This is a genomic window from Mycobacterium sp. DL (genome assembly GCF_039729195.1).
GTDB classification, from domain to species: Bacteria; Actinomycetota; Actinomycetes; order Mycobacteriales; family Mycobacteriaceae; genus Mycobacterium; species Mycobacterium hippocampi_A.
Map to the genome: position 1 here is coordinate 4,404,323 of NZ_CP155796.1, position 11,974 is coordinate 4,416,296.

The 11,974-nt window shown below is 66.7% G+C and carries 12 protein-coding genes and 2 pseudogenes; 3 read left to right on the forward strand and 11 right to left on the reverse strand.

The annotated features are described in order from the left end of the window. Nucleotides 1-190 precede the first annotated feature (190 nt). Entirely contained in the window at nucleotides 191-613 is a 423-nt protein-coding gene (locus ABDC78_RS21040) for a thioredoxin family protein (protein WP_178361794.1), read from the reverse strand. Further along, the gene (lmeA, locus tag ABDC78_RS21045; RefSeq protein WP_347133176.1) at nucleotides 610-1,419 is read right to left on the reverse strand and encodes a mannan chain length control protein LmeA; all 810 of its coding nucleotides are present in this window, start codon (nucleotides 1,417-1,419) and stop codon (nucleotides 610-612) included. The genes ABDC78_RS21040 and lmeA overlap by 4 nt, the downstream gene beginning before the upstream one ends. A 160-nt stretch (nucleotides 1,420-1,579) precedes the next feature. Here lmeA and ABDC78_RS21050 point away from each other — a divergent pair, with 160 nt between their 5' ends. Beyond that, the gene (locus tag ABDC78_RS21050; protein ID WP_178361796.1) at nucleotides 1,580-2,362 is read left to right on the forward strand and encodes a response regulator transcription factor; all 783 of its coding nucleotides are present in this window, start codon (nucleotides 1,580-1,582) and stop codon (nucleotides 2,360-2,362) included. Next, a complete protein-coding gene (mshD, locus tag ABDC78_RS21055; protein WP_178361797.1) occupies nucleotides 2,359-3,252 on the forward strand; it encodes a mycothiol synthase in 894 nt (297 codons plus the stop codon). Before ABDC78_RS21050 ends, mshD begins: the two co-directional genes overlap by 4 nt. A gap of 21 nt (nucleotides 3,253-3,273) precedes the next feature. On the opposite strand, the gene ABDC78_RS21060 is transcribed toward mshD, so the two are convergent. Then, the gene (locus ABDC78_RS21060) at nucleotides 3,274-4,488 is read right to left on the reverse strand and encodes an MFS transporter (protein WP_178361798.1); all 1,215 of its coding nucleotides are present in this window, start codon (nucleotides 4,486-4,488) and stop codon (nucleotides 3,274-3,276) included. Then, nucleotides 4,485-5,822, reverse strand: coding sequence for an NAD(P)-binding domain-containing protein (locus tag ABDC78_RS21065; protein ID WP_178361799.1), 1,338 nt, complete (start codon nucleotides 5,820-5,822; stop codon nucleotides 4,485-4,487). Before ABDC78_RS21065 ends, ABDC78_RS21060 begins: the two co-directional genes overlap by 4 nt. A 68-nt stretch (nucleotides 5,823-5,890) precedes the next feature. Here ABDC78_RS21065 and ABDC78_RS21070 point away from each other — a divergent pair, with 68 nt between their 5' ends. Next, nucleotides 5,891-6,265, forward strand: a complete 375-nt coding sequence (locus ABDC78_RS21070; protein ID WP_347133178.1) for a metalloregulator ArsR/SmtB family transcription factor — start codon at nucleotides 5,891-5,893, stop codon at nucleotides 6,263-6,265. 54 nt (nucleotides 6,266-6,319) lie between these two features. Here the strand turns inward: ABDC78_RS21070 and arsA are convergent. The 7 genes and pseudogenes from arsA to ABDC78_RS21105 form a co-directional block, all read right to left on the reverse strand. Next, nucleotides 6,320-8,100: pseudogene (arsA, locus tag ABDC78_RS21075) on the reverse strand (arsenical pump-driving ATPase). Beyond that, nucleotides 8,091-8,483: an arsenite efflux transporter metallochaperone ArsD gene (gene arsD, locus ABDC78_RS21080; RefSeq protein WP_178361801.1), complete on the reverse strand. Its 393-nt coding sequence runs from the start codon at nucleotides 8,481-8,483 to the stop codon at nucleotides 8,091-8,093. The pseudogene arsA and the gene arsD overlap by 10 nt, the downstream one beginning before the upstream one ends. Further along, entirely contained in the window at nucleotides 8,480-8,866 is a 387-nt protein-coding gene (locus tag ABDC78_RS21085; RefSeq protein ID WP_218621465.1) for a low molecular weight phosphatase family protein, read from the reverse strand. Before ABDC78_RS21085 ends, arsD begins: the two co-directional genes overlap by 4 nt. Further along, nucleotides 8,858-10,014, reverse strand: a pseudogene (arsB, locus tag ABDC78_RS21090) (ACR3 family arsenite efflux transporter); the annotation flags it as partial. The pseudogene arsB and the gene ABDC78_RS21085, both read right to left, overlap by 9 nt. Then, entirely contained in the window at nucleotides 10,011-10,394 is a 384-nt protein-coding gene (locus tag ABDC78_RS21095; protein ID WP_178361803.1) for a metalloregulator ArsR/SmtB family transcription factor, read from the reverse strand. The gene ABDC78_RS21095 and the pseudogene arsB, both read right to left, overlap by 4 nt. Nucleotides 10,395-10,418: 24 nt before the next feature. Further along, nucleotides 10,419-11,096, reverse strand: a complete 678-nt coding sequence (locus tag ABDC78_RS21100; protein WP_178361804.1) for an arsenate reductase ArsC — start codon at nucleotides 11,094-11,096, stop codon at nucleotides 10,419-10,421. A 13-nt stretch (nucleotides 11,097-11,109) separates the two neighbouring features. Further along, nucleotides 11,110-11,787 (reverse strand): helix-turn-helix domain-containing protein, encoded by a 678-nt coding sequence (locus ABDC78_RS21105; RefSeq protein WP_178361805.1) that lies wholly within the window; start codon nucleotides 11,785-11,787, stop codon nucleotides 11,110-11,112. Nucleotides 11,788-11,974: the final 187 nt, after the last annotated feature.

An 11,974-nucleotide genomic window follows, 5' to 3' on the forward strand; every position in this document is an offset into this window, starting at 1 on the left:
GGAAAGGCTGGACGCGGCAGCCCTCCGGGGCCACTCGCAGAGTGCGGCGCGCAGAGATACGCGGCGACTCAGCAGCTGCAACAACAACAGCAACAACCCGCAACGCGGCACAGATCGACTGCGCGGCGCTTGGTGAGCAAGAGCTCGAGGCGGGCTGACACGGTGGACAGCTTACCCAATGAACGGGTGATCAAGCCAACAGCGGTTCGAGGGCCGCGCGCAGGTCAGCGGCGGTCGGCACCCCGGAGGCGCGGTAGCGCGCCTGACCGTCGGAATCGAAGATGAACGTCGTCGGCAGCGACAGCACCGAAAGCTTGCGCGCCGCCTCTGGATTGGCGTCGAGGTCGACCTCCACGTGCGCCACGCCCGGCAGGTCGGCGCACACCTGGTCGACGACCCGGCGCACACCCGCGCAGGGACCGCACCAGTCCGCGCTGAAATGCAGGACGGTCGGTCCGGTGCGTGACAATCCCAGTTCGTCGGGGTCCATCCGGGGATAATCGGCTGCGCCTTTGATCAGCCCGGCACGCAGCGTCAGCAGCCTGCCGATCACGAATGCCAGGCCGAAGGCCCCGATCAGCACGGCGACCACCAGAATCCAGGACGAGCTCATGATTGCCTGAACTCGTCGAGCTCGAGGGTTACTCCCTCGGCGATGCCCTCGATGATCACATCCGAGCCCCGCGCCCCCTCGCTTGTCGGTGCGATTCCGAAGGGCAGCTTCTGCCCCGGGAGGCTGGCGGAGAAAGCCGACAACACCGCGGGCAGCTGGTCTTCGGGCACCTCCTGGTCGGCGGTCCCCGGCCCCGTGAGCAGCCCGGTGGCCGTCATGACCAGGGTGGTGGCATCGGTGATGGACAGGTCGACGGCGATGCTGACCTTCGAATCGAACCCGACCTTCCTCGGCGTGCCGGTGAAGACCAGCCCGCGATTGCTCGAGATGCCGGACTCCGTGGTTCCGCCGGTGGAGTCGTTGGTCTCCACGGTCGGTGCCTCGACGAGCAGATCGGGGATTTCCATGAACCTGCCGAGGTGAGTGGAGTCGATGATGATCCGGCTTTCCACCTTGCCTACCACCAGCGTCGCATCCGGAGGGATCAGCCAGGATCCGTCGCCGAGATCGATGGAATGCATGGTCGCCTCCAGTGACGCCTTGCCGGTGACCGGGTGATCAACGCCACTGGCCTTGATCTCGACCTCGTCGTAGTGCCGGCGCATCGCCTGCGGTCCGAACGGGAAACCCAGGATCGCCACCGAGGGGTCCCAGTCCAGATCGGCGGCGGTCCGTACGCTTCTGGCCAGGCGATACTCGGCGTAAATGGCCGCACCGAAGTCCGTGCCGACAGCACCGACGACGACGGCGGTGAGAGTCGCCAGGGCACCGATCGCGAGCTTGTGCACCCCGACATTGTTGCCCACGACGCGACGGTATTCGGTTCGGCGAGGCTTACCTGCAGGTGGCACGCTATCGTTATGGAACCATCGGTCGGGTAACGGCCGTGTGTCAGGCATGAATCTGGGAAGTCACCGCGCGACAGGGTTGTCCGGGCGAGATCTCCACAATTTGTTGGAGGGCCAGTTGGATCTACTGCTATTGACAGTCGACCCACATCCCGAGTCGGTGCTGCCCTCGTTGTCGCTGCTGGCTCACAATGTGCGCACGGCGCCGACGGAAGTGTCCTCTCTGTTGGAGGCCGGTACGGCGGATGTGGCGATCGTCGATGCGCGCACCGACCTGGCGGCTGCGCGCGGCCTCTGCCGGTTGCTGGGGACGACGGGTTCGTCGGTTCCGGTGGTCGCCGTGGTCAACGAAGGCGGCCTGGTCGCCGTCAGCGTCGAATGGGGTCTGGACGAGATCCTGCTGCCGGGCACCGGCCCTGCCGAGATCGACGCCCGACTCCGGTTGCTGGTCGGACGTCGCGGCGGCGCGGCCAACCAGGAGAACCTCGGAAAGATCAGCCTCGGTGAGCTCGTGATCGACGAGGGCACCTACACCGCGAGGCTGCGCGGACGCCCGCTGGACCTGACCTACAAGGAATTCGAGCTCCTGAAGTACCTGGCGCAGCACGCCGGGCGGGTGTTCACCCGGGCCCAGCTCCTCCAGGAGGTGTGGGGATACGACTTCTTCGGCGGTACCCGCACCGTCGACGTGCATGTGCGGCGCCTGCGCGCCAAACTCGGACCCGAGTACGAGTCGCTGATCGGTACCGTCCGCAACGTCGGATACAAGGCCGTGAGGCCGGCGCGGGGTCGCCCGTCCGCCCAGGAATCGGAACTTCCCGACGATCCGGACGACGACGAGTACGGGGATGCCCCCGATGGGGTCCCGGTCCCGTTGGCCGAGCACCTGCACAGTAAGTGAGTCGTATCGCCTGGCGACCGCAGCTGTCGGCGGCGGAGCAGCAGGAAATTCGTGACATCATCAGTGCGGCAACAGATTTCGACGGCGTCCCACCCGTAGGCGAGCAGGTGTTGCGTGAGCTGGACCATGAACGCACCCAACATCTGGTTGCCATCGGGACTACCGGTGCGATCATCGGATATCTGAATCTGACGCCGGAGATGGCCGAACTGGTGGTGGCTCCCGACGCCCGCAGGCAGGGTGCCGGCAGGTCGTTGATCCGTGCGGCGCTGGACAGGACGGGCGGGCGGATCCGGTTCTGGGCGCATGGGACGCTGCCTGCGGCGGAGGCGGCCGCTGCGTCTCTCGGGCTGGGTCCGGTGCGTCGGTTGCTGCAGATGCGACGCCCACTTCTGGATGTGCCGGATGTCGACGCGGCCGACGGGGTGCACCTGCGCACTTATGCCGGTCCCGCCGACGATGCCGAGATCCTGCGGGTCAACAATGCGGCCTTCTCCTGGCATCCCGAGCAGGGCGGCTGGACCGAGACCGAGATCGCCGAGCGTCGGGGCGAGCCGTGGTTCGACCCCGAGGGTCTGTTCCTTGCTTTCGATGAGACCGGGGAGAGGCTGCTCGGTTTCCACTGGACCAAGCTGCACGCCGACAAGCCCGGCATCGGTGAGGTCTACGTCGTCGGAGTGGACCCTGCCGCTCAGGGCATGGGGCTGGGGCGCACGTTGACGGCGGTCGGAATGACGTGGCTGGCGCAGCAACTCGCGGACGCGGCCGAGCCCACCGTGATGCTCTACGTCGAGTCCGACAACACCGCCGCCGTGCGCACCTATGAACGTCTGGGCTTCACGGTCTACAGCACCGACACCGCCTATGCCGGGGTGAACACAGACCCGTAGTCAGCGGTCTGCGCGTGCCGTCTAGTGAACCGGGAACCGCGCCTGCCCCACACCGGTGCCGGCGGCCAGCAGTGCCGCTACCGCCGCGATTCCGCCGAGCAGCACGAACATCGCGGCGTAGCCGCCGAGTAGGCCGGCCAGCGCCGCGCCGATGAACGGACCGAGCGCGGTGGCGAGCATGACCGGAGCGGACAGAATCCCACTGAGATGGCCGTAGTGGGTCATGCCCCAGCGTTCGGTGACCGCCGTGGCCTGCAACAGCGTCATCACCCCGCGCGCCATCCCCGCGGCGACGGTGACGATGACGAGCACAGTGAGCGAGGTGAAGACGCCGATCAACACGGTGGTGACGGCCACTACGGCCATGACCGCGATGGTTCGCGGCACCACCGCGACCTGCCGGACCAGCGCGCGGTAACCCAACCTTCCCAGTACCTGGCCCGCACCCCCCAGTCCGAGGGCAATCGCCGCGGCACCGGTGCTGATGCCGCGTTCGTTCATCAGGGGAACGAGATTCACGATGACGGCGTAGGACGCACATGCGGCGATGGCGTAGGCGGCGGTGAGCGCCACGAACGGACGGCTGCGCGCCGTCGTCGTAGGCGACGGGACCGGGTGTCGAGACTGGATCGACGGCCAACTGCGTCGCAGGCCGAGGGCGTGAGCGGGGATCGTGATGATGGCGAGCAGGGCTGCCAGTGCCAAATAGGTTGTGCGCCAGTCCATGTGATCAGAGAGCACGGCGGTCAGCGGCGCGAAGACGGTGCTGGCCAGGCCGGCGACCAATGTCAGGGCGGTCAGCGCCCCGATCGCCCGGTGGTCATACCAGCGTGTCAACGCGGCAAAAGCCGGCGCGTAGAAGACGCTGCTCATGGCGATGCCGGCGACGATCCAGGCGGCTAGAAAGCACCAGTAGTTCGGGGCTGTCGCCACAGCGCACAGCGCGACCGCGCCCAACACTGAACCCGCAGTCATGATCCAACGTGGGCCGTACCGGTCCAGCCAGCGTCCGACCACGATGCCGAACAGTGCGGCGATCACCAGGCCGGCGGAGAACGCTGCGGTCACGGCGGAGGCGGACCAGCCGGTTTCGCCGCTGATACTCGGCGAGAGGACGGCGAACGCGTAGTAGAGCACTCCCCAACTGGTGATCTCCGTGACACACAGGGTGAGCAGCACAGCACGCAGCCCCACTCCGTGGGCTGCGGCCGTGCTCTCCCTGTGGACCTGCGTCATGCGTCAATCGGATTGCGCGCCAACGATAGCGGCGGCGCTTCGGCTGTGGCGGGTGCGCCGGAGCCGCCCTGAGTCGACTCGGCAGATGCGTCAGACAGGCCGGCGCCGCTGCACACTCCGGTTTCGGGCAGCACCAGCTCGACCCGCCGGGCGCCGCTGTGATCGCCGGCGAGCTCGGCCGCCACGCTGCGCACCTGTTCGTAGCCGGCCAGCGCGAGGAACGTCGGGGCCCGACCGTAGGACTTCATCCCGACGACGAACAGGCCCGGCTCCTCGGGATGGGCCAGCTCGGCGGCGCCGTGCGGGGGCACGCTCCCGCACGAATGGATGTTGGGGTCGATCTCGGGCGCCAGTTTGATCGGCGCCTGCAGGATGGGATCGAGTTCCAGGCGCAGCTCGGACAGGAACGACAGGTCCGGGCGGAAGCCGGTCAGCGCCACCACATGGTCGGCGGGCGCGATTGCTCGTCCGTCCTCGGCGATGACCGTCGCCCTACCGCCCTCCACGGCGATGCGCTCGGTTCGGAACCCGGTGACCATCTGCACCAGACCTGCGTCCACCGCGGCGTGGGCGCGGGTGCCCAGCGCGCCTCGCTGCGGCAGAGCATCCGACTCCCCGCCGCCGAACGTGTCTCCGATCGTGCCGCGACGAAGGACCCAGGTGATGCGGGTCGCGGGGTGCTGACGGGCCACCTCGGCCAACTCGATGACCGCCGTCATCGCCGAGTGACCGCTGCCGACGATCACGACGTGTCCGTCCGCCCACGCAATCGAGTCCCCGGGTGACGGCGGCGTGTACGACAGGACACCCGCGGCGGCGGCATCCCGCTCGCCGAGCGCTGGGAGTCCGTCGGCACCAGCGGGATTCGGATGTTCCCAGGTGCCGGAGGCGTCGACGACCGCGCGGGCCGCCAGTGTCGATTCGCGCCCATCCTGGTCGACGACGTGCACCACGAACGGCGCGTCCTCGCGGTCTTTGCTCAGCACTCGGTCGTGCCCTTGTCGCGACACCCCGGTCACCCGGGTGCGGTAGCGGACACGATCACCCAGTGCGTCGGCCAGTGGCGTCAGGTAGCCACTGATCCACTCGCCGCCGGTGGGGTAACCGGTCGGGGGTGCGGACCACCCGAGTGGTGCGAGCAACCGGGTCGCCGCCGCATCGACCAGTTCCGGCCACGGGGAGAACGTGCGCACGTTTGACCACTGTGCCACCGCGGCGCCGGGAACGGCGCCCGACTCGAGAACCACGGGTTGCAACCCGCGCTCCAGCAGGTGCGCGGCCGCGGCCAACCCCTGGGGGCCGGCGCCGATGACAACAACAGGCAACTCAGACATCCTGACTCCTCGTATCGATGAACTTCGATCTATCGCACCATGCTCCACGCATCGAAGTTTGTCAATGCGTGTGGCATGATGGCGTCATGGCCAGCCCCGTGACTCTTGCGCCCGTTCGTGGAGTAGAGGCGTGTTGCTCCCCGGTGACCGGTGGAATCCTGGCCGATGTGGCGGCCGACCAACTCGCTGCCGTCTTCAAGGCGATGGCCGATCCGGCCCGGGTCAAGCTGTTGTCACTGATCGCTGCCAGCGATGCCGGCGAGGCGTGTGTGTGTGACCTGACGGTGCCACTCGGCCTCAGTCAGCCGACCGTGTCACACCACATGAAGTTGCTTGTCGGAGCCGGGCTCGTCGAGCGCGAACAACGCGGCAAGTGGGCGTACTACCGCGTCAATGATGCTGCGCTGGAACGCCTTGCGGCCTTGATCGCGCCCAGACGATAGATCGTCTGGGAAACGACGCCGTGGTGGGGCGGTAAAAGCAGGCCCGGGCGCCGGTCACGGCGCAACGGCTCCCGATCCGGTGAGCCGTTCCAGCGCGGGGATGCCCACCGGCTCGGTCGGCAGTAGAGGTACCACGGCAAGCCGATCGGCGAGATCGGATCTCACCTTGTCGATCTGTGGCCGCTCGGCGGCGGCCCGTCGACGCAGCAGCGGGGATGCCGGACGGGCGGCGGCGAGCGAATTGTTGATCACCCACGCCCAGGGGTGAATCCCGGCCCGTTCGAGTTCTTCCTGGAGGCCGGCGGCTTCGAGAACCGGTGTGGTCTCGGCCAGAGTGACGACGATGACCTTGGTGAGGTCGGGATCCTGCAGGCGCATCAGCGGCGTGGTGAACTGTCGGTCGCCGAATTGCCGGGCGACCTCGCGGTGGTAGGACCCGGTGGCGTCGAGCAGCAGCAGCGTATGTCCGGTCGGTGCGGTGTCGACTACGACAAATTTGTGCCGAGACTCGCTTATCACCCGTGAGAAGGCTTGGAACACTGCGACTTCCTCGGTGCACGGTGAGCGGAGATCCTCTTCGAGCATCGACCGGCCCTGTTGGTCGAGCGCACGGCCCTTCGTGGCGAGAACATGGTCTCGGTAGGCGCGTGTCGCCTCGGCCGGGTCGATGCTCGACACGTGCAGGTTCTCCAGGGTGCCGTGCAGCGTATCGGTGAGATGCCCGGCGGGGTCGGTGGTGGTCAGATGCACCTGATGCCCGCGGTCGGCCAGGGCGACGGCGATCGCTGCGGCGACGGTGGTCTTTCCGACGCCGCCCTTGCCCATGCACACGATCAATCCGTGGTCGCCGCTGGCGAGTTCATCGATCAGGGTCGTCAGCGGGGCGGCGGAGTCGTCCGTCGGCGCCTCCTCGTTGTCAGTGGGCGTCCCCGGGTCCGCATCGAACAACGTGGTGAGCGTCTCCAGCCCTACGATGTTGGCGGCCTTGAGATCCACCTGATCGGTTGGCAGCAAGTGCAATTCGTCGGGTAGGGCAGCGATGGCTTGTTGCTCGCGCGTGTAGATCGCCTCGGCGAGCGGGTCTGCGGGCTCGGCGGGGGCGGGCAGGACTCCGTTGATCACCACGTACTGGTGCGTCAGACCGATTGCTGCCAATTCAGTGTGTGTGCGGGCGATCTCGGTGAGCGTCGACCGCTGCGCACGGGCTACGAGCACGAGGCGGGTGCGTAGCGGGTCGGACAGGGCGGCGACCGCGCCGGCGTAGAGGTCACGCTGTTTGTCGAGTCCGGACAGCGGGCCGAGACACGACGCGTCGCCCTTACCTTCGTTGAGGAAATCCGTCCAAGAGCCTGGCAGTTGGAGCAGTCGGATGGTGTGTCCGGTGGGCGCGGTGTCGAAGAGCACATGGTCGAACTGCTCCATCGGGCCGTCGGAGTCGGTGAGCAGTTCGGTGAATTCGTTGAACGATGCGATCTCGGTGGTGCACGAACCGGAGAGTTGTTCGGCGATCGACTGCAGTTCCTTGTCGGGTAGCAGGCCGCGAACCGGGCCGATGATTCGCTCGCGATATGCCTCGGCCGCCTGATCAGGGTCGATCTCCAACGCGGACAACTTCTCCACCGCTTGGATCGTGGTGATGGTGTTGCCTATCGACATCCCGAAGACCTGGCCGATATTGGACGCCGGGTCTGTGCTGACCAGCAGAACCGTTTCCCCTGGCGGGCCAGGTGGATCGCGGCGGCGCAAGCGATCGAGGTCTTGCCCACCCCGCCCTTGCCGGTGAAGAACAGAAAGCGGGGCGGTGTGTCCAGGAACTTCACGAGTGTCAGCAGCAGCCGGAGGTGTCGGGACTGTCGCTGCTGCAGCAGCTGTCGCCGGAAGTCGTATCCTCCAGCAGATTTGTTGCGACTGCCGGTTCAACACCGGCCCAAGCGGCCAGTTGGTTGCGGTCGGGATAGCGCCCCGTCATCGCGGTGATGCCGTCGACCAGGATCAACGGCAATCCTTCGGAGCCGGCAACCTGCAGAAACGCCCGCACTGTGTGGTTCTCGGCGAACGTGCCCGGTTCACTCGCCAGGTTGTAGCGGGCGACGTCGCCGCCGCGGCTGGCGACGAAGTCGAGATCCGCTGAGAACATCACCAATTGCTGGTCGACATCCTCGCCGCAGACCCCCGTCGCGCAACACAGCGCGGGTTCGAATACCTCGACCTTGCTCATTGAACGGGCTCCTCCGATGGTGTCGACGACGGGGTGCTGAGCTGGTCGGCAAGCCGGCGGACCCGGGCGGCGATGTCGTCGCGCACCAGCCGCATCCGCTCGATGCCGTCTATGCCGCGCTCGGACGGTTCGTCGGTGTCCCAGTTCTGGAATTCGGTGCCGGGGACTGGGTCCAGCTGAGCTTCCCGACCCAGGATCACGACCACGTCGACATCCGCAACCAGTTGTGGATCAACAGGTTTGGGTGTTTGATCGCTGATGTCGATCCCGAGCTCGCCGAGGCTTTCCGCCGACAGCGCGTTGACTGCTGTTCCCGGTTTGGTGCCGGCGGAGTGCACATCGACCCGGTCGCCGGCGAGCTGGCGCATCAGCCCGGCCGCCATCTGCGACTTGCCGCCGTTCTTCGCGCAGACGAACAGCACCGACGGTCTGCGCGTCACTTCGTCTCCTCGACTGCCGCGGGTGTGCGGGAGGCGAAGCGGCCGCGCAGCGCCAGCGACACGTACACCAGGGCTACCAGTACGGGCACCTCGATGAGCGGGCCGACGACTCCGGCCAGTGCCTGTCCGGACGTCACGCCGTAGGTGGCGATGGCGACCGCGATCGCCAACTCGAAGTTGTTGCCTGCGGCGGTGAACGCCAACGTGGTGGTGCGCTCGTAGCCCAGGCCGATCGCGGCACCGAGGAGGAAGCCACCGCCCCACATGATGGCGAAGTAGGCCAGCAGTGGCAGCGCGATCCGCGCGACATCCCAGGGGCTCGAGATGATCTGATCGCCCTGCAGCGCGAAGAGGATGACGATGGTGAAGAGCAGGCCGTAGAGCGCCCACGGGCCGATCCTGGGCAGAAACGTGCTCTCGTACCACTCCCGGCCCTTGGCCTTCTCCCCGAACCGGCGGGTGAGGTAGCCCGCCAACAACGGAATGCCGAGGAAGATCAGCACCGACTTGGCGATCTGCCATACCGAGGTGTCGATGGTGGTCTGCTCCAGGCCGAGCCAACCGGGGAGCACCGAGAGATAGAACCAGCCCAGGACCGCGAACATGAAGACCTGGAACACCGAGTTGATCGCGACCAGCACGGCCGCGGCCTCGCGGTCGCCGCACGCGAGATCGTTCCAGATGATCACCATCGCGATGCAACGCGCGAGGCCGACGATGATCAGGCCGGTGCGGTATTCGGGAAGGTCCGGAAGCATCAGCCACGCCAAGGCGAACATCAACGCCGGACCGAACAGCCAGTTCAGAACCAGTGACGACAACAGCAGTCTGCGGTCCCCGGTCACCGAGTCGAGGCGGTCGTAGCGGACCTTGGCCAGGACCGGGTACATCATCACCAGCAGTCCGATGGCGATCGGGAGCGAAATGCCGTCGATCTCAACGGCGCTCAGCGCGTTGCCGAGTCCCGGGACGAGTCTGCCGAGCAGCAGGCCGGCGACCATGGCGATGCCGATCCAGACCGGCAGCATCCGGTCCAGCGCGGACAGTTTCTTGACGACCGCAGCATCGTCGGTGGTGGTGGGGCTGCTCATGACACGGTCTCCTCGACACAGGCATCGGATGGGGTGGCTTCGCCCTCGTCGATCTGAAGGATCAGCGAAAGCTGCTGCAGTGCTTCGGGAATCGCCCGGTAGTAAACCCAGGAGCCGCGCCGCTCACTGGCGAGGATTCCGGCGGATCGAAGCACTTTGAGATGGTGGGAAATCGTCGGCTGGGTCAGGTTGAACGTGGTGGAGATGTCGCAGACGCACGCCTCCCCGCCGGGGTTGCCGGCGATCAGGCTCAACAGGCGCAGGCGCACCGGGTCGCCCAGCGCCTTGAACATCCGGGCGAGGCGGTCGGACGTGTCCTCGTCGAGTGCGGCAAGGCCGATGGAGTCGCCGGCGCGCAGCAGCAGGGATGATTTCGACATCCGTCTATATTGACAGATATCGAATCATCCTGCGACCGAGACCCCGAGTTCGGTCAGGAGTGTGCGTACCCGTTGTTCGATCTCGTCGCGGATCGGCCTGACGTCGTCGACGCTCTGACCGGCGGGATCGTCGAGCTTCCACTCTTCGTAGCGGAGCCCGGGGAACACCGGGCAGGCGTCGCCGCACCCCATCGTGATGATCACGTCGGCGGCGCGCACGATCTCATCGGTCCACGGCTTGGGGTATTCGCGAGAGATGTCGATACCACGCTCGGCCATCGCCGCGACTGCCGCGGGGTTGACCTCGTGGCCCGGTTCGGAGCCGCCTGACCAGGCAACGGCGGCGTCGCCGGCCATCTGGGTGAAGAAGCCCATTGCCATCTGTGACCGTCCGGCGTTGTGGGTGCACAGGAACAGCACGGTCGGCTTTCCGTCGTGATGCTTGCCCTCCACCTTGGCCAGCGCCCGAAGGCGTTGCCGGGCAAAGCGTTCGGCGAGCAGGGGTAGGAAGTTCGGAATCTTGGCGTGCCCGGCGAACTGATCGTAGGACGAATGCAGGAAGCGTTCGATGGTCTCGACGCCGTAGATGCCGTCGAACTCCTTCTCCAGCTGGGTTGCGGCGGACGTCATCGCCAGGCGCTGGTCGATGGACAGGTCGTGTCGAAGGTGCGGATGGGCCTCGGGGGCGATGTTGTCGGTCATGCTGTTCTCCTTGTCAGGCGGTCTTCACGGTGGGCACAAGATGGTGGATTCGTTCGCTGAGGTCGTCGACGGCGGTATCGAAGGCGCCGGCCCTCTCGGTGCGCGCGGGGTCGGCCACCGACCAGTGCAGGCGAGTGAGTTCGGTCGGGAGTTCCTCGTGCGCGCTATCGCAGACGGCGATGACGAGATCGCCGGAGTTCAGGACATCGCCGAGATGGCGCGGGGTCTGCGGGCGCAGGTGCAGGTGGTGGCGGCGGGCGGCCGACACGGCACCGGGATGGATGCGCGCCGCCGGGCGGGTGCCGGCGGAGGTGGCGGGCACTTCGCTGTGTCGGTTCCAGATCGCCGCGGCGAGTTGGCTGCGGGCGGAGTTCTGGGTGCAGACGAACACCACGCGTGCAGCGCCGCGTTCGGCCGTGGGGACAAGGCTCTCGAGGGCGTGGTGATCGAGCCGTAGATAGAACCGTCGCCCGTCGGCCTCGGAGCGGGACTGGCGAACAACACCCGCCCGCTTGAGCACGCCCAGGTGATGGGCGAGCAGGTTGGACTGCATGTTCAGCACCGTGCGCAACTCCGACGGCGACGCGTCGGCCAGCAGCAGGTGATCGACGATCGCCAGACGTGCCCGGTCCGCGAGCGCGGCGAAGACGGCGACCCGCTGTGCGTCGTCTGGTTTTACCTCAATAGACATTGACTCAATGAGTACTGAGATATCTGATCGTCGTCAACCTCTGCTGCGGTTTCGTCGCCTCACCCCCCTTTCTGGTTCACCTTCCGTTCACCATCCGTAGGGCGTCGATTCACGAGCAGCCCTTAGGTTCACAGCCGAGCAGCGAGAGTTCTGCTCGGCGCGACATGCGTGCCTACCCGAACGCGTA

What these genes read in the sequence shown, in the direction of transcription:
- ABDC78_RS21100 (WP_178361804.1), bottom strand. Translation starts at nt 11,096, where the DNA reads ATGACCGACAACATCGCCCCCGAGGCCCATCCGCACCTTCGACACGAC.
- ABDC78_RS21040 (WP_178361794.1), bottom strand. Translation starts at nt 613, where the DNA reads ATGAGCTCGTCCTGGATTCTGGTGGTCGCCGTGCTGATCGGGGCCTTC.
- arsD (WP_178361801.1), bottom strand. Translation starts at nt 8,483, where the DNA reads ATGAGCAAGGTCGAGGTATTCGAACCCGCGCTGTGTTGCGCGACGGGG.
- ABDC78_RS21095 (WP_178361803.1), bottom strand. Translation starts at nt 10,394, where the DNA reads ATGTCGAAATCATCCCTGCTGCTGCGCGCCGGCGACTCCATCGGCCTT.
- ABDC78_RS21105 (WP_178361805.1), bottom strand. Translation starts at nt 11,787, where the DNA reads ATGTCTATTGAGGTAAAACCAGACGACGCACAGCGGGTCGCCGTCTTC.
- ABDC78_RS21085 (WP_218621465.1), bottom strand. Translation starts at nt 8,866, where the DNA reads ATGGCGGCCGGGCTGATGCGCCAGCTCGCCGGCGACCGGGTCGATGTG.
- ABDC78_RS21065 (WP_178361799.1), bottom strand. Translation starts at nt 5,822, where the DNA reads ATGTCTGAGTTGCCTGTTGTTGTCATCGGCGCCGGCCCCCAGGGGTTG.
- ABDC78_RS21060 (WP_178361798.1), bottom strand. Translation starts at nt 4,488, where the DNA reads ATGACGCAGGTCCACAGGGAGAGCACGGCCGCAGCCCACGGAGTGGGG.